19 protein-coding genes are annotated in these 19980 nt (G+C 65.4%); 12 read left to right on the forward strand and 7 right to left on the reverse strand.

Features of this window, described 5'->3' with window-relative positions; all coding sequences use genetic code 11:
- Positions 1–10: 10 nt before the first annotated feature.
- From E0T84_RS17525 to E0T84_RS17535, 3 genes are read right to left on the reverse strand one after another with little or no spacing between them, the layout of a single operon-like run.
- Complete coding sequence (locus E0T84_RS17525) at positions 11–1687, reverse strand: nitric oxide reductase activation protein NorD (RefSeq protein WP_138745076.1); 1677 nt, start codon at positions 1685–1687, stop codon at positions 11–13.
- Positions 1684–2505, reverse strand: coding sequence for a CbbQ/NirQ/NorQ/GpvN family protein (locus E0T84_RS17530; protein ID WP_138745077.1), 822 nt, complete (start codon positions 2503–2505; stop codon positions 1684–1686). Before E0T84_RS17530 ends, E0T84_RS17525 begins: the two co-directional genes overlap by 4 nt.
- Positions 2502–3671, reverse strand: coding sequence for a spirocyclase AveC family protein (locus E0T84_RS17535; protein WP_138745078.1), 1170 nt, complete (start codon positions 3669–3671; stop codon positions 2502–2504). The genes E0T84_RS17530 and E0T84_RS17535 overlap by 4 nt, the downstream gene beginning before the upstream one ends.
- A 123-nt stretch (positions 3672–3794) precedes the next feature.
- On the opposite strand from E0T84_RS17535, the gene E0T84_RS17540 reads away from it, so the two are divergent.
- On the forward strand, positions 3795–4397 hold the full coding sequence (locus E0T84_RS17540) for a TetR/AcrR family transcriptional regulator (protein WP_070185807.1): 603 nt from the start codon (positions 3795–3797) through the stop codon (positions 4395–4397).
- Here E0T84_RS17540 and E0T84_RS17545 read toward each other — a convergent pair.
- On the reverse strand, positions 4394–5014 hold the full coding sequence (locus E0T84_RS17545; RefSeq protein ID WP_070945437.1) for a TetR/AcrR family transcriptional regulator: 621 nt from the start codon (positions 5012–5014) through the stop codon (positions 4394–4396). The genes E0T84_RS17540 and E0T84_RS17545 overlap by 4 nt on opposite strands.
- A gap of 64 nt (positions 5015–5078) precedes the next feature.
- Here E0T84_RS17545 and E0T84_RS17550 point away from each other — a divergent pair, with 64 nt between their 5' ends.
- Complete coding sequence (locus E0T84_RS17550; RefSeq protein ID WP_239251671.1) at positions 5079–7109, forward strand: molybdopterin-dependent oxidoreductase; 2031 nt, start codon at positions 5079–5081, stop codon at positions 7107–7109.
- Positions 7106–8140, forward strand: coding sequence for a dihydrodipicolinate reductase (locus E0T84_RS17555; RefSeq protein WP_138745079.1), 1035 nt, complete (start codon positions 7106–7108; stop codon positions 8138–8140). The genes E0T84_RS17550 and E0T84_RS17555 overlap by 4 nt, the downstream gene beginning before the upstream one ends.
- A 5-nt stretch (positions 8141–8145) precedes the next feature.
- On the opposite strand, the gene E0T84_RS17560 is transcribed toward E0T84_RS17555, so the two are convergent.
- Positions 8146–9288: an amidohydrolase family protein gene (locus E0T84_RS17560; RefSeq protein ID WP_070185806.1), complete on the reverse strand. Its 1143-nt coding sequence runs from the start codon at positions 9286–9288 to the stop codon at positions 8146–8148.
- 10 nt (positions 9289–9298) lie between these two features.
- Positions 9299–10759, reverse strand: a complete 1461-nt coding sequence (locus E0T84_RS17565) for an aldehyde dehydrogenase (RefSeq protein WP_070185805.1) — start codon at positions 10757–10759, stop codon at positions 9299–9301.
- Positions 10760–10904: 145 nt separating this feature from the next.
- Here E0T84_RS17565 and E0T84_RS17570 point away from each other — a divergent pair, with 145 nt between their 5' ends.
- The 4 genes from E0T84_RS17570 to E0T84_RS17585 all read left to right on the forward strand — a co-directional run bounded on the left by E0T84_RS17570 (position 10905) and on the right by E0T84_RS17585 (position 14289).
- Positions 10905–12170: an SRPBCC family protein gene (locus E0T84_RS17570; RefSeq protein ID WP_070185804.1), complete on the forward strand. Its 1266-nt coding sequence runs from the start codon at positions 10905–10907 to the stop codon at positions 12168–12170.
- Positions 12171–12174: 4 nt separating this feature from the next.
- Entirely contained in the window at positions 12175–12504 is a 330-nt protein-coding gene (locus E0T84_RS17575) for a hypothetical protein (RefSeq protein WP_070185803.1), read from the forward strand.
- Positions 12501–13760, forward strand: coding sequence for an amidohydrolase family protein (locus E0T84_RS17580; protein WP_138745080.1), 1260 nt, complete (start codon positions 12501–12503; stop codon positions 13758–13760). The genes E0T84_RS17575 and E0T84_RS17580 overlap by 4 nt, the downstream gene beginning before the upstream one ends.
- A gap of 76 nt (positions 13761–13836) precedes the next feature.
- Positions 13837–14289 (forward strand): MarR family winged helix-turn-helix transcriptional regulator, encoded by a 453-nt coding sequence (locus E0T84_RS17585; protein ID WP_070185801.1) that lies wholly within the window; start codon positions 13837–13839, stop codon positions 14287–14289.
- Positions 14290–14314: 25 nt separating this feature from the next.
- On the opposite strand, the gene E0T84_RS17590 is transcribed toward E0T84_RS17585, so the two are convergent.
- The gene (locus tag E0T84_RS17590; RefSeq protein ID WP_070945439.1) at positions 14315–15412 is read right to left on the reverse strand and encodes an acyl-CoA desaturase; all 1098 of its coding nucleotides are present in this window, start codon (positions 15410–15412) and stop codon (positions 14315–14317) included.
- A gap of 236 nt (positions 15413–15648) precedes the next feature.
- Between E0T84_RS17590 and E0T84_RS17595 the strand changes: the two genes are divergently transcribed.
- The 5 genes from E0T84_RS17595 to E0T84_RS17615 are packed head-to-tail and all read left to right on the forward strand — an operon-like array spanning position 15649 to position 19980.
- A complete protein-coding gene (locus E0T84_RS17595; protein ID WP_070945440.1) occupies positions 15649–16704 on the forward strand; it encodes a ferredoxin--NADP reductase in 1056 nt (351 codons plus the stop codon).
- Positions 16701–17444, forward strand: coding sequence for an SDR family NAD(P)-dependent oxidoreductase (locus tag E0T84_RS17600; protein WP_070185798.1), 744 nt, complete (start codon positions 16701–16703; stop codon positions 17442–17444). The genes E0T84_RS17595 and E0T84_RS17600 overlap by 4 nt, the downstream gene beginning before the upstream one ends.
- A 54-nt stretch (positions 17445–17498) precedes the next feature.
- Positions 17499–18767 carry an aromatic ring-hydroxylating dioxygenase subunit alpha gene (locus E0T84_RS17605; protein ID WP_138745081.1) on the forward strand — a complete coding sequence of 423 codons (1269 nt, stop codon included), beginning with the start codon at positions 17499–17501 and terminating at the stop codon, positions 18765–18767.
- A 2-nt stretch (positions 18768–18769) separates the two neighbouring features.
- Positions 18770–19105, forward strand: coding sequence for a hypothetical protein (locus E0T84_RS17610; RefSeq protein ID WP_070185796.1), 336 nt, complete (start codon positions 18770–18772; stop codon positions 19103–19105).
- Between the two features lie 29 nt (positions 19106–19134).
- A complete protein-coding gene (locus tag E0T84_RS17615; protein WP_138745082.1) occupies positions 19135–19980 on the forward strand; it encodes a TauD/TfdA family dioxygenase in 846 nt (281 codons plus the stop codon).

Below are 19980 nucleotides of genomic sequence, written 5' to 3' on the forward strand. Positions count from 1 at the left end.
CCGGGATTCTTCACCGCCGCCTGGGTGCAGCCAGCTCTCGCAGGGCCGACATGAACAACTCATCCATCCGCGGGCTCAGCTCGCCCAACGTCGCGGCGCTGGCGTGGCTGGCGGCGCCGAACACCCGATCGAGCGAATCGGCGTCGCCTGTCGCACCGATGGACAGACACAGGCAGGCCACCCCGTCCGCACGTAATTCCTCGAGTGCCTTGGCAGCGTCGGCCTGCGCGTAGCGACCCTCATAGCCGTCGTCGTATGGGTAGCCGTCGGAGAGTACGACCAACAACCGATGAGGCGTTCCCGCTTGGCTTTTGAGGATCTCACCGGCGCCCCGGATTCCTGCCCCGAGCCGGGTGTAGCCGAACGGCTGCAGCCGGCTCAGCCGGGCCCGCGCGCCGGCACCGAATCGTTGCCCGAAGGTCTTGACGGCAGGTAGGTGCACGGCGTGCCGGCCCTGGGAACGAAACCCGTAGATCGCGACGCGGTCGCCGAGCTCTTCGAGTGTCATGGCGAGCGTGGCGGCCGCGCGGCGCTGGTGATCGTGTACGGCAAGGCCCTCTCCGTCGGCGTCGGTCGCCGATCCTGAAGCGTCGACGAGGACGAGCACACCGAGGTTGCGGGCAAGCTTGCGGCGCTCGGTGTACACATGCTCGGGCGGTGAATACCCTGACCGGAGGTCGACGAACAGGTCGATCAAGGCCTCTGTGTCCACGTCGTCGCCGTCGGCGCGGGCACGCAACACTTTGGGACCGAGGCCCACTCGAGCCAGTCTGCGTCGCAGTACGACGTCGCGCGTCACACCGGCAGCTGAAACATCCACCGCTGCCGTGACGGGGAAATCGATTACGCGGCACCAGTTCTCCCGATACCGGTCACCGAAAACGTCCCATTCCGGGTACCTGGCACCACCCACCGCGATTGCCGCACCCGGCTTCTCGGCGCCGGTGAAGTGAATCGGGGTCGGAACCGGACGAGCATTCATGCCGACACGTGACGTCCGCCGGATCGAGGCGACTCCCAGTTCGCCGCCCGCCCCCTCGCTTCCGGAGGAACGGGCGCTACCGAACAGCGTGCGCAGGAATTTCGCGGGCGCCTGCGTTCCGATGGGAACCTCGAACAGTTTGAGGATCCAGCTCTTCTCTGCCGGCCCGTCGTCGCCGTCGTCGTCATCCAGCTCCGACGTCTGCTCGAAGTTCATCCGGAGGTCGGAAGCAGTGGCCTGCGAGCCTGATTCGGCGCGGGTGCGGATCAGGGTGCCCGGTTTGATCGTTCCGAACCAATCCGGTGGTGGGTCGAGCTTGGACTTGCCCAGGGCGATCTGCAACGACTGCTCGGAACTGTCCGATTGCGGAACTGTGCCGGGGCAGACCGCCGCCGCCAAGGGAATCGTCGAACCGAGTTCGGTCAAGACCCGGTGCCCTTCGAGCATCAGGTAGCGGCCGGCCGGCGAAGGCCGGGCCCGCAGGCGCTTGACGTACCGGCCGTCGAGGCTTCCGGCTCCGAGAAGCGCGCTCTGGACCAGCACTTCGCGGCGCTGCTTGTCGGGATGTGCGCCTGCCGACACGAAGACGACCCGCCCGTCGGTGTAGGCGGGCTCGCCTGCGCGGGCCACCGCAACATCGACGGGTCGCCCCGCGAGATATCCGGCCAGAAAACGGAAGTGGTGCGGCCGCGGGCCGGTGCTCACGGTGGGGGCAGGACCGCGTCGGCGAGTTCGCCGAGGCCCCGAATCACATCGGGATCGTCGGAGAGCACCTCCACGACGGCGGACTGAACGGCGTCACGCAAGCTCAGTCCTTCGGCGACGAGGCCGCCGGCGAGGATCAGCATGCGGGTCGAGGCGACCTCGCTCAGTGCCGAGCCGTCGAGATCCCGGACGGCGTTGCCCAGCACCACCAGCGATGCAGCGGTGGAGGCGTCGATCCCGGCCTCCGCCGCCACGATCTCGGTCTCGATCTCGGCAGCCGGGAAGTCGAGGCTGATCGCGACGAAGCGTTGCCGGGTCGAGTCTTTGAGGCTCTTGAGGATGCTCTGGTAACCGGGGTTGTAGGAGATCACCAGCTGAAAACCCGGGGCCGCAGGCAAGGTGGTGCCGAGACGGTCGATCGGTAATTCACGCCGGTGGTCGGCGAGCGGATGGATGACCACCGTGGTGTCCTGACGCGCCTCCACGATCTCGTCGAGATAGCAGATGGCGCCGTCGCGCACCGCTCTGGTCAACGGCCCGTCTACCCAGACGGTTTCACCGCCCTTGAGCAGGAAGCGGCCCACCAGATCCGCCGACGTCATGTCCTCGTGACCGGCGACGGTGATGAGCTCACGGCCGAGATCGTGGGCCATCGCCTCGACGAATCGCGTTTTTCCACATCCGGTAGGGCCCTTGAGCAGCACCGGCGCGCCACGGCGGGCGGCCGCCCGGAAGGTTTCGACCTCCCTCCCGGCGGCACGGTAGAACGGCGGCGGGGACTCCGGTTCGGTGACCGGACGAAACTTACTGACAGTCATCGCGTTTCGCCCTGAACGATCGGCACGACGGGCGGGATCGTCACCCCTTCCGGTAGCACCAGTTGACCCTCGTGGTTGACGTAGCCCGAACGGTTCGTCGGCAATGGCAGCTCTGGGTTGGGGCACGGCCGGTCGGTGCCCTCGCCACAGATGCCGGGGTTGAAGTAGGAGCGCTTCTGCACATCCTCGGGCCACGCATCGCCGTGCATGCCGAGCCAGGTCGCCGGGACGTTGTAGAAGAGGAAGAAGCATGCGCTGACCCCGCCGAAGATCGCCAGGAAACGGATGAACTGTTGCTTGACGAAACCCCCACGGATCTGGTCGATTCCGCGTTCGACGACCGTGCGACCCCGATCATCGGTGAAGAAGCGCAGGCAGCACAGCGCCGCCTGGACACCGCCCCACATGAATCCCTCGTAGATCGGCCACTGGTAGTAGGTGCCGGCATTGAACGACAGCGATTGGATGGCACCTGGGTAGGAGTAGAACCCGATCGGCAGCATGACCAGGGCTTCCATCACGAAATCGAAGACAATCGCGATGCCGTAGGTGACCAGGATGAGACGCAGGGTGCTGATACCGGGCCACCGGTTCTTGATCTTGCGCATGATGGCGCATCCGACGATCGTCAGCAGCAGCACACCGTAGGCATAGCCGGGGACGTTGGTCAGCAGCGGCTCGGGCACGGTATGCCCGGGTTCCTCGTGGGCCACCCAGCCCGGGATGTGCGGCGCCCATGAGCCCTGGTTGAACAGCCACGCGTTGTACGTGCACCAGGTGCTGTAGTAGTTGAGCATCGGATCCTGGAACATCATCAGGCCCATCGACACCAACAGCATGCCGTCGAGGGTGATCCGACGTTCACGAACCCACGGGCGAATGATGAAGAACCACAGGGCAACTGGCAGACCCACCCAGAGCACGACGGCGTTGGCGATCAGCGGGATCTTCATGTACAGCGGTGGCTCGGTCGGGCCGCCCGACACCGGCTCGAAGTACGGTCCGGTGACCCAGCGGATGAACACGTACAGCGTGTATGCCAGGAAGACGGTGCCGACGGTCGCCCAGATCTTGAACGCGTTCGATGACGACGGACCTGGCTTTTCGAGGTCAGCGATCCCGCTGACCGGTTCGGTGACGACGGACTTCTTGGACAGATCACTCATGATCGGTTTCCCCTTGACGATCGTGGAGGCAGTCGGCGGTGCGAGGCGCCCAACCCGTGCAAATATACTCACGGGTATCTGAGATTCCAATAGGTCACTCAGAATCTGTGGCAGACTTCTGCCATGGCGGAACGCTGGACCCGGGAACGCAGACTCGAGCACACACGCTCGGTGCTGCTCGATGCCGCCGAGGAGGTGTTCGCCGAAAAAGGCTTTGCGCCAGCCACTCTCGATGACATCGCCCGTGCCGCCGGCTACACGAAGGGCGCCATCTACAAGCACTTCACCACCAAGGAAGACCTGTTCCTGGCCGTCAGCGACCGCTACTGGCGGCGCTATTTCGAGAACTTCTCCGAGGTGATGTCGAGCGCGACGCAGATCGGCGAAACGGAGCTGGACGAAATCGCCAAGCGCTGGCGCCAACTCAGCCGGGACCGCGGTGCCGAACATGCCGCATTGGGGCACGAGTTCACGCTCTATCTACTCCGCAACCCCGATGCGCGGGAACGAGTGGCCGCCAAGCGCGCCGAAGTCGTCGAGGCACTGGGCAAGTTCATCGCCACCGGGATGGAACGCTGGGGCGCAACGTTGCGGATTCCGGCGCCCACGTTCGCTCAGGTCCTCATCGCCACCAGCGACTCGGTGGTGCTGGGCAGCGAACTCGACGACGTCGACCTGTACCGCCCGATCGTCGACATGTACGTGTCGGCGATCAAGTTGCCCTAGGGTTCGGTAGCCCGCCGATCGGCCCGCCACTGCACCGAACCCAGTCCGGTGAGCAGCGAGTTGACCGCGTCGACGATCAGGTCGTGGTCGAGTGGGTCGATCATCCGATTGGTGGCCATGGTGGCCAGCCCGTGCACGGTGGCAAATATCAAAGTGCCCACCCGACGCACGTCGCCGGCCGCCAGTTCCCCGGCGCCCTGCCCCCGCTCGACAAGCGTTCGCACCGGGGCGAACGCGGCATCACGCGCCTCGGTCAGGGCATCGGGAGCCTCGGCGAGGTAGCGACTGCTCGCCATCAGTTCGAGCAGCGCCGGATTGTCGGTGGCGAATCGAATGTAGGTGGTGGCAATCTTTTCCAGCCCGGCGCCCACCGAATGACCGGGCTGTACCGCGTCTTCCAGCGCCCGGTGCAGCCGATGAAACCCGTCGGCGACAAGCGCCTCCAGCAGTGCCGCCTTGTCGTCGAAGTGCCTGCGGGGTGCACCGTGGCTGACCCCGACCGCGCGCGCCAGTTCGCGCAGCGACAGACCGTCGACACCGGACACGCGCAGCGTCTGGCCGGCCTGCGCAAGCAAGGCCGCCCTGAGATCGCCGTGGTGGTAGCGCCCGGTCGACATGCCACGCACCCTAGCAAGAATGTTGCCATTGACAGCATTGTTGCCACTGACTACATTCCGTTCGGTGACCTGGACCACAGGACCCGGCCCGTCGGCGACCACCACGCGCGGCGCGGTGCGGACCGTCAAGAGCTTCTGCCGCATCTGCACCTCGGTTTGCGGGATCCTCGTCGAGGTCGAGGGCGACACCGTGACCCGGGTTCGCGGCGATCGGGACCACCCGTTGTCGAAGGGCTATGCCTGCCCGAAAGGCCGCGCGTTACCGCAGATGCACCACCATCCCGACCGAATCGAGCGGCCGCAGTTGCGCATCGACGGCAGACTGCAGGACACCTCCTGGACAAGGTGTCTCGACGATCTCGGGACCCGCCTCAAAGGCATCATCGACCGACACGGGCCCGCGTCGGTGGGCATCTTCTTCGGAACGGGCGTGGGCATGGACGCCACCGGCACCCGAGTGGCAGAAGCGTTACATGCGGCCATCGGCACCCCGGCCAGGTTCAGCCCCTTGACGATCGACGGCACCGCCAAGCCGCTGATCTCGGATCTGGTGGGCGGATTCGTCGGCCTGTCCGGCCGGCCCGACTATGACAACGTCGACTTCATGGTCTTCATCGGCACGAATCCGGTGATCTCGCACGGCCATGCCATCGCCGTACCCAATCCGACCGGCACGGTCCGCGGGATCGCCGACCGCGGCCAGGTGTGGGTCATCGATCCACGCCGCACCGAGACCGCACGGCTGGCAACCGGCCACCTGGCGCCGCGCCCCGGCACCGACCATGCGGTGCTGGCCTATCTGGTGCGCGAAATCCTGTTGCGCGGAGTCGATCCCGATGTGCCGGTGCAAGACTGCGATCGGTTGACCGCTGCCGTCGAACCGTTCACGCTCGAGCGCACCGCCGAATTGTCCGACCTCGCGCCCGAGCAGCTGCGGGGTTTCCGGGACGCGGTGCTGGCTTCACGAAGGATCGCTATCGAAACGGGCACCGGGGTCACCATGACCGCGGACAAGGCCAACGTCACCCAATGGCTCGCCTGGGTCCTGATGATCCTGACCGGCTCGATGAACCGGCCCGGCGGATTCTGGTTCCATCCCGGCTTCTCCTATCAGCTCGAGACGTTCGAACTGCCCATCTCTGCGGCGGACGGATCGTTCGGCCCGGGCCCGCGCAGCCGGCCCGAGACGCAGTCGTTCATGAACGAATGGCCCTGTGCAACATTGCCCGACGAGATCGAGGCGGGAAACATCCGCGCGCTGATCAACCTCGGCGGCAGCCTGCTCACCTCGTTCCCGAACAGCACGGCGCTCAGACCGGCGCTGGCCAAGCTCGAGGTGCTGGCCACCACCGAGATCATCGCCAACGAAACGGTGGCGATGTCGACCCACGTGTTGCCGACCAAGGATCAGCTGGAACGCCCGGACATCACGATCTGGGATGCGCTCAGTTCGCGGGTGTCCGCCCAGCACACGCCGGCTGTGGTGCCCGCCGTCGGTGACCGCCGATCGATGTGGTGGTTTCTGGCCGAACTCGGGCGACGACTCGGCCACGAGATCGCCGATCCCCGTCAGCCCGACGACACAGTGCTCGCCGGGCTGACGGCAGCGGCCCGCTGCGACTTCGAAGAGCTGACTGCGACCGGCTGGATGGATGCCGGCCACGAACTGCCCGCGCCCTGGGTGGAACGGCACATCGAGCGCATGGGCGGATGGCGAGTGGCGCCGCAGATTCTCGTCGACCGGTTGGCGGACCTGAAAGATACGGCCGCACTGGTTCTGATCCCGCGTCGGCAGATGCGACGGCTCAACGCGCAGTTGGACTTTCTCGGCGATGCCGCCGATGTGCTGATCAACCCCGATGACGGGGCCGCCGCCGGCGTCGCCGACGGCGCGGCCGTGACGGTGCGTAACGCCCACGGTGAGATGACCGGACGGGCGAAACTCGACCCAGGGATCCGACGCGGCGCAGTCTCGGTGCCGCATGGCCATGTGGAGGCAAATGTGAACGAACTGACCGACAGGGACGACGTCGACTTGGTGACCGGCATGGTGCGCTATTCCGGTGTGCCCGTGAGTCTGCACCCCGCCCGATGAGCGCTGACCTGAAGGTGGTGCAGTGGGCCACCGGGAACATCGGTCTCAAGGCCCTGCGAGAGGTCATCAACCATCCCGCGATGACCCTGGCCGGGGTTCATGTCTACGGCGCGGACAAGATCGGGCGCGACGCTGGTGAGTTGTGCGGCGTGACACCGATCGGTGTGCGGGCCACCGGCCGCATCGAGGACGTGCTGGCACTGTCTCCGGACTGCGTGCTCTACATGCCGCGCACTTTCGACGTCGACGATGTGTGCCGACTGCTGGAGTCGGGCATCAACGTGGTGGCAACCTGCGGTCAGTTCCATCACCCCGCGAGCATGGACCCGCAGCTACGGGACCGGGTGGAAACCGCCTGCCGGGCCGGAGGTGCGTCGGTACACAGCACCGGCAGCAGTCCCGGCTTCATCTCCGAGGCGCTCCCGCTGGTTCTCACCTCGACCCAACGACGACTCGATGGCCTCGTCATCGAGGAAAACGCCGACCTGTCCAAGCGCCACTCCCCCGAGTTGTTGTTCGACGTCATGGGGTTCGGCCGTGACCTGGCACCGTTCGACCAGTTCCGCGCCGACTATCTGGCGGCCAGTTTCGGGCCCTCACTGCTCCTGCTGGCCGACGCGGTCGGGCTGCCGCTGCAGCAGGTGACCGCCCGTGGCGAATTGGCCGCCACCCCACAGGAAGTTCACATCGCCGCGGGCACCCTCAAAGCTGGAACCGTTGCCGCACAACGTATCACCGTCGCCGGAATGCGTGACGGGCAGGAGCTGCTCACCTTCCGCGCCACCTGGTACTGCGCCGCCGACCTCGAGCCGGCCTGGGAGGTTCGGGAAACCGGCTGGCATGTGTCAGTGGCCGGCGACGCCCCGCTGGAGGTGACCCTGCGGATGCCGATACCCCTGGAACGGATGGCCGAGACCACACCGGGATACACCGCCAACCGTGCGGTGAACGTCGTCGCCGCGGTATGTGCCGCGCGTCCGGGCATACGATCGACGCTCGACCTGCCCCCGGTAGCGGCTCAGTTCGCCTGAGTGCCCTAGAAAACCCGGACCTGCCCTTCGAGCACAGGAACCGTCTCGGGCAGCTTGTAGGTCTGAATCCCGTTGCGGAACATCACATTCTCGCGGGCATGCTCGGGCAGATGCTTGACCAGCCAACGGGGATCGTCAAAGGTCCAGTGCGGGTAATCCGACGAGAACAGCAGGATCTTGTCGCACTCCATCCACTCGAAGGCCCGCGACAGTTCGGTCTTGTCCTCGGGATAGTCCAGCGGCTGGGTGGTGAACTTGATGTGGTCCTTGACGTACTCGGATGGTTTGCGCTTGATGTCCATCCAGGACTTGCGGGCTTCGTAGATGGCGTCCATGCGCCACATCAGCGGCAGGATCCAGGTGAAGGCGTGCTCGACGAACACAATGCGCAGTGTCGGAAACCGGTCGAAGACCCCGTCGAAGATCAGGCTCATCACCTGATTGGCCGCCAACAGCGAGTACGTGACCATGAAATCGTGGTTGTAGCTGGGCAAGCCGACCGGCGGCAATGGCAGCTCGTCGTATTCACCCCGGGACAGGTGACAGCTCACCGTGATGTCGTGCTTGGTGGCCGCGGCCCAGATCGGGTCGTACTTCGGATCACCCCATGACGGGCGCGGCTCGGCCTTGATCAGAATCTGTGCCATGAAGGGATGGCCGGCCCACCGTTCGACCTCCTGTGCCCCGAGTTCCGGTGCTTCAACGGCCAGGCAGATGGAACCGCGCCACCGCTCATGCCAGTTGTTGTGACTGTCCAGCCAGTGATTGGCCTGCCAGTCGTTCAGTGCACAGTTCATCGCGTGGTTGGCCTCGGGAATGTGGGCCGAGTACGCCGCGGGCTCCAGGACCGCGATGTCGGCGCCGGCCTCCATGATCAGTTGCCGGAAGGCCAGATCAGGATCGCTGCCGGCGAACTCGCCGTCGGTGGGGAAAGTATCGGTGCGCATGGCGTAGGCGTGGGCGTAATCCGGCGCGTCGTAGTAGATCAACTCCCCGACGTCGTGACTGCCGAAGTATCTGCTGCGCCATGGTTCCGGGATGTACTGCCCCAGCACCCCCCGACGGGGCACCGGGTGCACATCGGAGTCGACGCAACGCACCGCGATGCGTTCGGCGGCGGGAATCCTGGGCGAGGTTGTGACTGTCATGTTGGTCCCCTCAACGTGCGGTTGCGACGGCAATGGATTTGGTCTCGAGGTAGCCGTCGAGTCCTTCGCGGCCGAGTTCCCGGCCATATCCGCTGTCCTTGATGCCGCCGAACGGTGCAAACGGATCCATTGTGTACCCCTGGTTTACCCCGAAAGTGCCGGTTTGTACACGTTCGGCGACGCTTATCCCGCGGTCGGTGTCCGCCGTCCATACCGAGCCGGCCAGCCCGTAGTCGGAGTCGTTGGCGATCGCGATGGCGTCGTCCTCATCGCGATAGCTGATCACGGTGAGTACCGGTCCGAAGATCTCCTCACGAGCGATGCGCATCGCGTTGTCAGCCCTGGCAAACAGGGTCGGCCGCACGTACCAGCCGGTGTCGAGGCCGTCGGGCATCTCCGTCCCCCCACAGACCAGCCTGGCCCCCTCACGCCGGCCGAGATCGATGTAGTCGCGGACGCGCTGCTGCTGCCGCCGCGACACGAGCGGTCCCAGCTCGGTCGCCGGGTCGGCGGGATCCCCGACGACGATCGCACCCATCCGGGCCGCCAACGCGTCCACGAACTCGTGCTCACGCGAAGCCGGTACCAGGATCCGGGTCAGTGCATTGCAGATCTGCCCGCTGTTGGACAGGCTGGCCGAACGGACCCCGGCCGCAACGGTTTCCGGGTCGGCGTCGTCGAGCACGATCGCCGCCGACTTGCCGCCCAGCTCCAGGCTCACCTTGGTCAGGTTGGCTGCCGCCGCGGCGGCCACAGCCCGGCCTGCAGCGCTGGAGCCGGTGAAGGAGACCTTGTCGACGCCGGGGTGGCCCACCAGGTGCGCGCCGGCGCCGGCATCCCCCGGTACGACGGTGACGACGCCGTCCGGCAGGCCGACCTCCTTGAGTATCTCCGCCAGAAACAGTGCGTCCAACGGTGATTCCGGCGCCGGTTTGAGTACCACCGCACAGCCTGCCAGCAGCGCGGGCACCAGCTTGGTGACGATCAGGAACTGCGGCATGTTCCAGGGCACGACGGCTGCGACGACACCGACCGGACTCTTGCTGATACGGACGTCCGAACCGAAGAAGCCGCGCCGGGCCTCGTGCCACGGGTAGTTTTCGGCGAGATCACAGAACGCCGACATCATCATCGTCGGCAACCCGACCTGTGCGCGCTCGGCGAAACTGATCGGCGCGCCGATCTGCGCCGAGATCAACTGCGCCATCTCGCTTCGTCGCTGTGTGTACAGCTCGGCGAGACGACGTACCGCCGCGATGCGCTCGGCCGGGTCGAGCCGGGGCCACGGGCCCTGGTCGATCGCCGTGCGCGCGGCCGAGACCGCGGCATCCACATCGGCCGGCCGGCTCGCCACCACTCGAGCGATGGGCTGCTCGGTGTGCGGTGAGATGACCTCGATCGTTTCGGCAGGGTCGCCACTGGACGACCAGTCCGCCTCGACTCCGAGGAACTCCCCAAGATGCTGATCCATTCGGATCCTCCCGCCTCAGTCCAGCCCAGAGTATCAACTACTTGTCATTGACGGAACCGGCGTCTACGGTCGATTTGAAGCCCTGGCCGGCAGCCGCAGCCCATCGTGTGCACCGCCGGCCGAATCACATCGCAGAGGAGCGGGCATGGCTCGGTTTCCCAAGCCGGCTGAAGGCAGCTGGACTCAGCACTACCCCGAGTTGGGCACCGGCCCGGTGTCGTATGAAGACTCGATCAGTCCCGAGATCTATGAACTGGAACGCAAGGCGATCTTCAAGCGTGCCTGGCTGAATGTGGGCCGGGTGGAACAGCTTCCGCGTAAAGGCAGCTACTTCACCCGGGAGATGAAGGCCGCCAACACCTCCATCATCGTGGTCCGCGGCAAGTCGGGCGAGGTCAAGGCCTTCCACAACGTCTGTCGCCACCGGGGCAACAAGCTGGTGTGGGACGACATGCCGCTGGAGGAGACCAGCGGGGTATGCCGGCAGTTCACCTGCAAATACCACGCTTGGCGCTACGACCTGGACGGCGAGCTGACCTTCGTTCAACAGGAAGCCGAGTTCTTCGACCTCGACAAGAGCCGCTACGGCCTGGTGCCGGTGCACTGCGAGGTGTGGGAAGGGTTCATCTTCGTCAACTTCGCCAAAACACCCGAGCAGTCACTGCGCGAGTTCCTCGGCCCGATGATCACCGGCCTGGAGGGCTACCCGTTCGACAAGATGACCTCGCGATTCACCTATCGCTCTGAGGTGAAAGCGAATTGGAAGCTCTACATGGATGCCTTCCAGGAGTTCTACCACGCACCCATCCTGCACGCGAACCAGTCACCGACCGCCTATTCGAAGGCCGCCGCCGAGTCGGGATTCGAGGCACCGCACTACCGGATCGAAGGACCGCACCGATTGGTGAGCACTTCCGGGGTGCGGGCCTGGGAAATGCCCGACGAGATGCGCAAGCCCATGGAAGACATCTGTCAGAGCGGGCTTTTCGGCCCGTGGGACAAACCGGACCTCGGCGAGATGCCGGCCGGCCTCAACCCCGCCAAGTGCGATCCGTGGGGGTTGGACTCCTTCCAACTGTTCCCCAACTTCGTCATGTTGTTCTGGGGCCAGGGCTGGTATCTGACGTATCACTACTGGCCGACCTCGTTCAACACCCACACGTTTGAGTGCACGCTGTATTTTCCGCAGCCGCGCACCCCACGGGAGCGGTTGGCCCAGGAACTGGCCGCCGTGTCCTTCAAGGAGTACGGCCTGCAGGATGCCAACACGCTGGAAGCGACGCAGACCTCCATCGAGACTCGAGTGGTCGACGAGTTCCTGCTCTGCGATCAGGAGATCCTGCTGCGGCACCTGCACAAGGAGACCGCATCCTGGATCGAGGACTACCAGCGCAACACCGCAGGAGTGTGAACTGATGAGCATCAAACTCCCGGCCGAATTCGCCGATCTGGAACGGTTTTCGGACTGGTGCCTGTCCAGTGAGCCGCAGCGCTACGCCAAGCGGTTGGGTTCCACCATGACCGAGATGCAGGCGTTCTACGACGCGATCACGCCGCGGGCCGAGGAAGCGATCAGCTTCTGCGACAAATTCAGCCTCGATGACATGCCCGAGGATGTCCTCAACCTGATGCACCTGCTGTATTCGATGGTGACGGTGTCCTTCCCGGTCGAGTGCTGGAAGCAGCCGCGGGTACCCGATTCCGGTGCCACGTCGCTGGACTGCGTCGCCGAGCCGGTGCCGTGACGCCGGTAGCGAACCCCACTACGGTCCTGCGTGCCGCCCGTTGGGTGGACGTGACCGCCGGCGAGGTCCGGTCTCCGGCCGTTCTCGTCATCGAGGGAAACCGGATCACGGCCATCAATCCCGAAGGGCCACTGCCGGATTCGGCCACGGTCATCGACCTGGGTGACGCCACCCTGCTGCCCGGGTTGATGGACATGGAGCTCAACCTGCTGATCGGCGGGCCGGGAAACCCGGGTGGACTACCGACGCCGATGCACGGCGTGCAGGACGATCCCGCCTACCGCACGCTGCGCGGCGCGGTGAACGCGCGCACCACGCTGGAGGCTGGGTTCACCACCGTCCGCAACCTTGGCCTGATGGTCAAGACCGGCGGCTACCTGCTCGACGTCGCGCTGCAGCGGGCCATCGACCAGGGCTGGCATATCGGCCCCCGCATCTACCCGGCGGGACACGCAGTCACGCCGTACGGCGGACATCTCGACCCCACGGTCTTCCAACGGCTGGCCCCCGGGATCATGCCGCTGTCGATCGCCGAGGGCATCGCCAACGGAGTGCCGGACGTCATCGCGTGTGTGCGCTATCAGATTCGCCACGGCGCCAAGCTCATCAAGGTGTCGGCCTCCGGTGGTGTGATGTCGCACAGCACCGCGCCCGGTGCCCAGCAATACTCCGATGCCGAGTTCGCTGCCATCGCCGACGAGGCGCACCGCGCCGGGGTCAAGGTGGCCGCGCACGCGGTCGGGGACACCGCCGTCCAGGCATGCATCCGGGCCGGCATCGACTGCATCGAACACGGCTTCCTGGCCAGCGACGAGACGATCCAGATGATGGCCGACCACGGCACCTTCCTGGTATCCACCACGTATCTGACCGACGCGATGGCCATCGACCGCATCGCGCCCGAGCTGCGCAAGAAGGCACTCGAGGTGTTCCCCCGGGCGAAAGCCATGCTGCCCAAGGCCATTGCGGCCGGCGTACGCATCGCGTGCGGCACCGATGCGCCCGCGGTTCCACACGGCGACAACGCCAAGGAGTTGTGCGCGCTCGTCGAACGCGGCATGACCCCGATGCAGGCCTTGCAGGCCGCGACGACGGTGTCGGCGGATCTCGTGGACGCGGCTGACGAGCTGGGTCAGCTCACCCCTGGATATCTGGCCGACGTCATCGCCGTCGCGGGTGATCCGAGCACCGACATCGCGACGATGCTCGATGTCCGGTTCGTGATGAAGGACGGAGTGGTCTACAAAGGCCCGTGACCTGCGGGCCAGGTGAGTGCCGCGAACCGGCCGCGGTGCGCTAGCGTCGAGTCGGCGCGTGTGGCAGGAGACGAGGATGGATCTGAACGAGAACACCCTGTGGTGGCTCAAGCAGGCCTTCTACTTCTCGCTCACCGAAGTCAACGAATCGGTGAAAGAGCACGGTGTCACCACTGCCCAGATCGGTGTGCTGCGTCAGTTGAGCAACCAACCCGGTCTGTCCGGTGCGGAGCTGGCCCGTCGTCTGCTGATCACCCCGCAAGGTGTGCAACTGGCGCTCACCGCGCTGGAGAAGCGTGGGTTGATCGAGCGCAAGCAGGATCCCCAGCACGGTCGGATCCTGCAGGTCTTCCTGACCGATGAAGGCCGCGCGGTGGCATCGGCGGTGGTGGCCGATGCGGTCGCCGCCCATGATCGGGTGTTCGGTGTCCTCAGTGATCAGGAACAGGAGCAGCTGCGCGCCCTGCTGCGCCGGGTGATCGAGCAGGGAACGGGTCACACACCGCACTCCGACCACATCGACCCATGACGTCTCCCGGTGGGGGCGGCCGGGCCTAATTGCGGCGTCGCCGGCCGATGCTCAGCAGCCAGTCGGGGAACGCCAACCCGTGGATGATCCGTTGCGTCCGGAAGTACTGGCGCGGAAGCGATGCCGTGTTGTAAGGCAGGTCGTACTTCTCGCACAGTTCCCGTACGCGAACGCTGACCTCGGGGAGGCGGTTGCTCGGCAGGTCGGGGAACAGATGATGCTCGATCTGGTAGCACAGGTGACCGCCCGAGATCGCCAGCAGCGGGCCCGCGTTGAAGTTTGCCGTCCCGAGCATTTGCCGGAGATACCACTCGCCTTTGGTCTCGTCTTCGACCACCGCCGGGTCGAATGTCTCGGCGCCGTCGGGGATGTGCCCACAGATGATGTTCACGTACACCCATAGGTTCCGGAGCACATTCGCGGTGACGTTGGCCGCCAGGGTCCGACGCCACCTGCGCAGGCTCAGGGCGGGCAGGAACACATAATCCTTGGCGAGCTGCCGAACGATCTTGTCGCGAAAGTTCCGCTTCTCCACGGCCAGGCCCTCTGGCGTCTCGTGCCGCAGCCGCTCGGAGTGCAGGCCATGCAGGGCGATGCCCCACTCGAACATCGCTGCCAGCACCAGGTTTCGTACCGGAGTCGCCAGGTGGACCCAGCGCCACGGCTGGTCGGTGGTGACCCGATGCAGGCGGTAGCCGATGTCCTCGTCCATGCCGAGGACATTGCTGTAGACGTGATGCCGATAGTTGTGCGAGTACCGCCACTGCGCGGAATGTCCGACCATGTCCCACTCCCACGTGTTGGAGTGGATTTCGGGATCGTTCATCCAATCCCACTGGCCATGGGAGATGTTGTGGCCGAGCTCCATGTTCTCGACGGACTTCGAGTACGCCAGCGCGCACGTTCCCACCAACCAACCGGTCGTCGACCGGCTGCCGGCGATCATCAGTCGCGCCGCGACCTCGAGCCCCCGCTGGAAATGGATCACCCGCCGGATGTAGGCCGCATCCTTCGCCCCGAGCGACTCCTCGACGTCTCGGCGGATCACGTCGAGTTCATAGGCGATCTCTTCGACGTCCTCACTGCTCAGGTGCAGGTAGGCGGGAACATCGGCGATCGCCATCAAGGTGTCCTCGGGTGGGTGCAACGTTGGAGCGGTGCAATCCCGGCCACCGCGAGGGCCAGTGCGCAGCCTAGAGGCTAGGGGTTACCGATGGGTAATCGAGTTCGCCGACCAGGCGATATGGCGGCTTCGACGTCCGGTCTGCGCGCCTCTGCCGGAGTTGGCCTTGTCCCCCGTACCGCCGTCGATATCTACCACTTGAGATTAATGACAAGTACTTGATAATGTTGCCCGCAATGGAGACGATGACGACACCCACCAAGGCGGCCGCCGCTACGCCCGATGCCGACGGCTTCACCCCGCTGCGGGTCAAGCACGTCATCCGGGAGACCGCCGACGCGGTGTCGCTCGTGCTCGACATCCCCGAGGCGAGCATGGACAGGTTCGGTTATCAGGCGGGCCAGTTCGTCACCCTGCGGGTGACGATCGACGGTGCAGAACATCGCCGGTGCTATTCGATGTCCTCCTCCCCGCACAGCGGGACCGATCTGCGGATCACCGTGAAACGCGATCGCGACGGCCTGGTCTCCAACTGGATCAACGACACCGTGCGCGCCGGCGACCTCATCTACACCGCGGCACCCGAAGGTCGCTTCGTCCTCACCGACGCCGACCGGGACATCGTCACCTTCGCCGGCGGCAGCGGTATCACACCGGTGCTCTCGTTGGTCCATTCGACGCTGGCCACCACCAGCCGCAAGGCCCGGATGTTCTACGCCAACCGCAATCTCGAATCGGTGATCTTCCGGGACGCGCTGGCGGACCTCACCGAAGGCCACAGCGGCCGCCTCGAGGTGCACCACCATCTCGACGAACTCGACGGCGTCGTCTCCTCCCAGGCCATCGCGGACTTCGTCAAGGACTGCAGCACCGCCGACTTCTATGTCTGCGGCCCTGCCCCGTTCATGGACACCGTGGAACAGGCCCTGCTCGACGCCGGGATCCCCAAGCAGCAGATACACCTGGAACGTTTCACCGTGGCCGCGATCCCGGCGGCCGATCCAGACGAAGCCGCCGTCACCGAAGAGGTCACCATCGAACTCGGCCGCAGTACCGTCACCGCGCCCTACCGCGCCGGCAACACGCTGCTGCAGACCGCCCGGCTGGCCGGCTTGAAAGCGCCGTCATCGTGCGAAACCGGTTCGTGTGGAACATGTATGGCTCAGGTGGTCGAGGGCAGCGCTCGCATGCTGAACAACGATGCCCTCGACGACGACGAAGTCGCCGAGGGGTGGGTGGTGACGTGCCAGGCACTGCCAACCAGCCGCACAGTAAAGGTGGTGTACGAATGAGCAGAGTCGCCGTGGTGACCGGCGGGGCATCGGGCATGGGAGAAGCGACGTGCCACGAGTTGGGCCGGCGCGGCCACCAGATCGCCGTGCTCGACGTGAACGCCGATGCGGCACAACGAGTGACCGATGACCTGCGGTCAGCCGGCGTCACCGCCTTCGCGGTCGGCGCCGACATCACCGACCGCACCGCGGTGGAAGAGGCCTTCGGCAAGATCCGCGGTGAACTCGGGCCGGTCGGCATCCTGGTGACCAGTGCCGGCATGTTCGGATACGCCTCGTTCGCCGACATCACCGAACAGTCCTGGGCGCAGATGATCGATGTCAACCTGAGCGGGACGTTCCGCTGCTGCCAGGTCGCCCTCCCCGACATGGTCGACGCCGGATGGGGCCGCATCGTGATGATCTCGTCGTCGAGCGCCCAGCGCGGCACTCCGTTCGCGGCGCACTATGCCGCCTCCAAGGGCGCGTTGCTGACCTTGACGAAATCACTGGCCCGCGAATACGCCGCGCACGGCATCACGGTCAACAACATTCCCCCGTCGGGCATCGAGACTCCGATGCAGCACCAATCCCAAGCAGCCGGACACCTGCCGTCCAACGAGACCATCGCCGCCAACATCCCACTCGGCCGGTTGGGCACCGGCGCGGATATCGCTGCCGCCGTGGGCTTCCTGTGCTCCGACGAGGCCGGCTTCATCACCGGGCAGACCCTCGGGGTCAACGGCGGCGCGGTGATGTAGCGATGTCCCGCTCGACGAGCAGTCCCCACACCCACTAGTCACACGGAGGTTCTCATGGCAACCAAGTGGCCCAAACCGGCTGAGGGATCCTGGACCGAGCACTACCCCGATCTGGGTACCGCCCCGATCCCGTTCCGCGACTCCATCTCTGAAGACTTCTATGCCCTGGAGCGGGAGGCGATCTTCAAACGGGCGTGGCTCAACATCAGCCGGGTCGAGGAAACTCCCGACACCGGCAGCTACATCACTCGCCAGGTCGAGGCGGCCGACGCCTCGCTGCTGCTGGTGAAAGACCATGACGGCGACATCCGTGCCTACCACAACATGTGCCGGCGGCGCGGGCACACCTTGGTGCAGCCAGATTTCCGTGCCACCGAACTACGCAGCACGGGAAGCGAGTTCGAGTGCCAGCACTGCGGATGGCGGTACGCCCTCGACGGCCGGCTGATCTCGCTGCCCGACGCGGACCGCTTCACCGGACTCGACACCGCCGACTACGGCCTGGTCGAGGTGCATTGCGATGTATGGGCCGGCTTCGTTTTCGTCAACTTCGACCGCGAGCCGCGCCAGAGCCTGCGCGACTTCCTCGGGCCCATGGTCACCGCACTCGACGACTACCCCTTCGGCAAGCTCACCGAGCGGTATGACTGGGTCGCGCACAACAACAGCAACTGGAAGATCTTCGCCGACGCCTTCCAGGAGTACTACCACGTGCCCTCGCTGCACACCCAGCAGGTGCCGCCCGAGGTACGAGACCCCAACGCCGGCTTCACATGTGGACACTTTCAACTCGACGGACCGCACCGGCTGGTCTCGACCGCAGGCACCCGGCGCTGGCTGCTGGCGCCGGAGTACATGTACCCGATCGAGCGGGCCACCCAAAGCGGCTTGGTGGGTCCGTGGCGGACGCCGGATATCGGTGAACTCCCGATGCACGGGCTCAACCCGGGCAACATCGATCCGTGGGGCATCAGCAACTTCCAGATCTTCCCCAACCTTGAAATCCTGATCTACGGCGGCTGGTACCTGCTCTACCGCTACTGGCCGACTTCACACAACACGCACCGATTCGAGGCATTCACCTATTTCCACCCGGCCCGCACCGTGCGCGAGCGCATCGAGCACGAGGTGGCCGCGGTGGTGCTCAAGGAATTCGCCCTGCAGGACGCCGGCATGCTCGGCGGCACCCAGGCCGCGCTCGAGTACGACGTCGTCGACGACTATCCGCTCAACGATCAGGAGATCCTGGTGCGGCACCTGCACAAGACGGCGGTCGACTGGGTCGAGGAATATCAGCGCGACCGCACACCGGCAGGGGTGTGACGATGGCCTCGTCCCGACTGCCCAGCGCCTTCGCCGAGCTGGAGCCTTACGCCGAAATATGGTGTCTGCCAACCGAGACCGAGCGCTGGGAGCGCCGCCTGGCCAGCACCATGCCGGAGATGCACGAGTTCTACGAAGCCTTCTTCCCCCGCGTCGAGGATGCGATCGAGTACTGCGACAAGTTTCCGCTCGACGACATTCCCGATGATGCGCTCAATCTGTTGCACCTGATCTATTCATTGATCATGGTCGCGATGTCGGTCGAGATCATGCATCAACCGGCCCCGACTGACTCCGCGGACGCCGTGATGATCCGCACCGGAGAACCACGGCCGTAACCGCACCTGACCACCGAAAGGACGCACCGATGAGTGTGCTGACCATCAACAAGTTGACAACGTCGGTGGGCGCCGAGGTTGTCGGCGTCGACCCGGAACGCCTGGGCGCCGACGACAGTCTGGCGGCCGCTGTCCTCGATGCCCTCGAAGACAACGGCGTATTGGTATTCCACGGCCTGCACTTGAATCCTGAAGCCCAAGTGGCTTTCTCACAGCGGCTGGGTGAGATCGACCGATCGGCCGACGGCCATCACCCGGTCTCGGGCATCTACCCGATCACCCTGGACAAGACGAAGAACAAGGCCGCCGAGTACCTGAAGGCCACCTTCGACTGGCATATCGACGGTTGCACGCCCATGCACGACGAATGCCCGCAGAAGGCTACGGTGCTGTCCGCCCTCGAGGTCGCCGCCTGTGGTGGCGAAACCGAGTTCGCCAACACCTACGCCGCCTACGACTCGCTCGACGAGGCCGACAAGGAGCGCTACGGCACGCTACGGGTGGTCCACTCCCTCGAAGCGTCGCAGCGCCGCGTCTACCCGGACCCGACGTCCGATCAGCTGGCCCGCTGGAAGGCCCGGCCGACCCATGAGAACCCCCTGGTGTGGACCCACCGCAACGGGCGAAAGTCGTTGGTACTGGGTGCCTCCGCCGACTACATCGTCGGAATGGATCGTGACGAGGGTCGCGCGCTGCTCGCCGAACTTCTCGCGCGCGCCACCACACCGGACAAGGTCTACAGCCACAAGTGGTCCGTCGGTGACACCGTCATCTGGGACAACCAGGGCGTCCTGCACCGAGCCGCGCCCTACGAGCCCAACTCTCCGCGGCACATGCTGCGCACCACAGTGCTGGGAGACGAACCGATCCAGTAG

This window comes from Mycobacterium sp. DBP42 (assembly GCF_005924235.1).
In the GTDB taxonomy this organism is placed as follows: Bacteria; Actinomycetota; Actinomycetes; order Mycobacteriales; family Mycobacteriaceae; genus Mycobacterium; species Mycobacterium syngnathidarum.

Coding starts and splice junctions, on each gene's coding strand:
- E0T84_RS17570 (WP_070185804.1), top strand. CDS start 10,905: ATGGCTCGGTTTCCCAAGCCGGCTGAAGGCAGCTGGACTCAGCACTAC.
- E0T84_RS17595 (WP_070945440.1), top strand. CDS start 15,649: ATGGAGACGATGACGACACCCACCAAGGCGGCCGCCGCTACGCCCGAT.
- E0T84_RS17605 (WP_138745081.1), top strand. CDS start 17,499: ATGGCAACCAAGTGGCCCAAACCGGCTGAGGGATCCTGGACCGAGCAC.
- E0T84_RS17590 (WP_070945439.1), bottom strand. CDS start 15,412: ATGGCGATCGCCGATGTTCCCGCCTACCTGCACCTGAGCAGTGAGGAC.
- E0T84_RS17585 (WP_070185801.1), top strand. CDS start 13,837: ATGGATCTGAACGAGAACACCCTGTGGTGGCTCAAGCAGGCCTTCTAC.
- E0T84_RS17545 (WP_070945437.1), bottom strand. CDS start 5,014: ATGTCGACCGGGCGCTACCACCACGGCGATCTCAGGGCGGCCTTGCTT.
- E0T84_RS17565 (WP_070185805.1), bottom strand. CDS start 10,759: ATGGATCAGCATCTTGGGGAGTTCCTCGGAGTCGAGGCGGACTGGTCG.
- E0T84_RS17615 (WP_138745082.1), top strand. CDS start 19,135: ATGAGTGTGCTGACCATCAACAAGTTGACAACGTCGGTGGGCGCCGAG.
- E0T84_RS17560 (WP_070185806.1), bottom strand. CDS start 9,288: ATGACAGTCACAACCTCGCCCAGGATTCCCGCCGCCGAACGCATCGCG.
- E0T84_RS17610 (WP_070185796.1), top strand. CDS start 18,770: ATGGCCTCGTCCCGACTGCCCAGCGCCTTCGCCGAGCTGGAGCCTTAC.
- E0T84_RS17600 (WP_070185798.1), top strand. CDS start 16,701: ATGAGCAGAGTCGCCGTGGTGACCGGCGGGGCATCGGGCATGGGAGAA.
- E0T84_RS17555 (WP_138745079.1), top strand. CDS start 7,106: ATGAGCGCTGACCTGAAGGTGGTGCAGTGGGCCACCGGGAACATCGGT.
- E0T84_RS17535 (WP_138745078.1), bottom strand. CDS start 3,671: ATGAGTGATCTGTCCAAGAAGTCCGTCGTCACCGAACCGGTCAGCGGG.
- E0T84_RS17530 (WP_138745077.1), bottom strand. CDS start 2,505: ATGACTGTCAGTAAGTTTCGTCCGGTCACCGAACCGGAGTCCCCGCCG.
- E0T84_RS17575 (WP_070185803.1), top strand. CDS start 12,175: ATGAGCATCAAACTCCCGGCCGAATTCGCCGATCTGGAACGGTTTTCG.
- E0T84_RS17540 (WP_070185807.1), top strand. CDS start 3,795: ATGGCGGAACGCTGGACCCGGGAACGCAGACTCGAGCACACACGCTCG.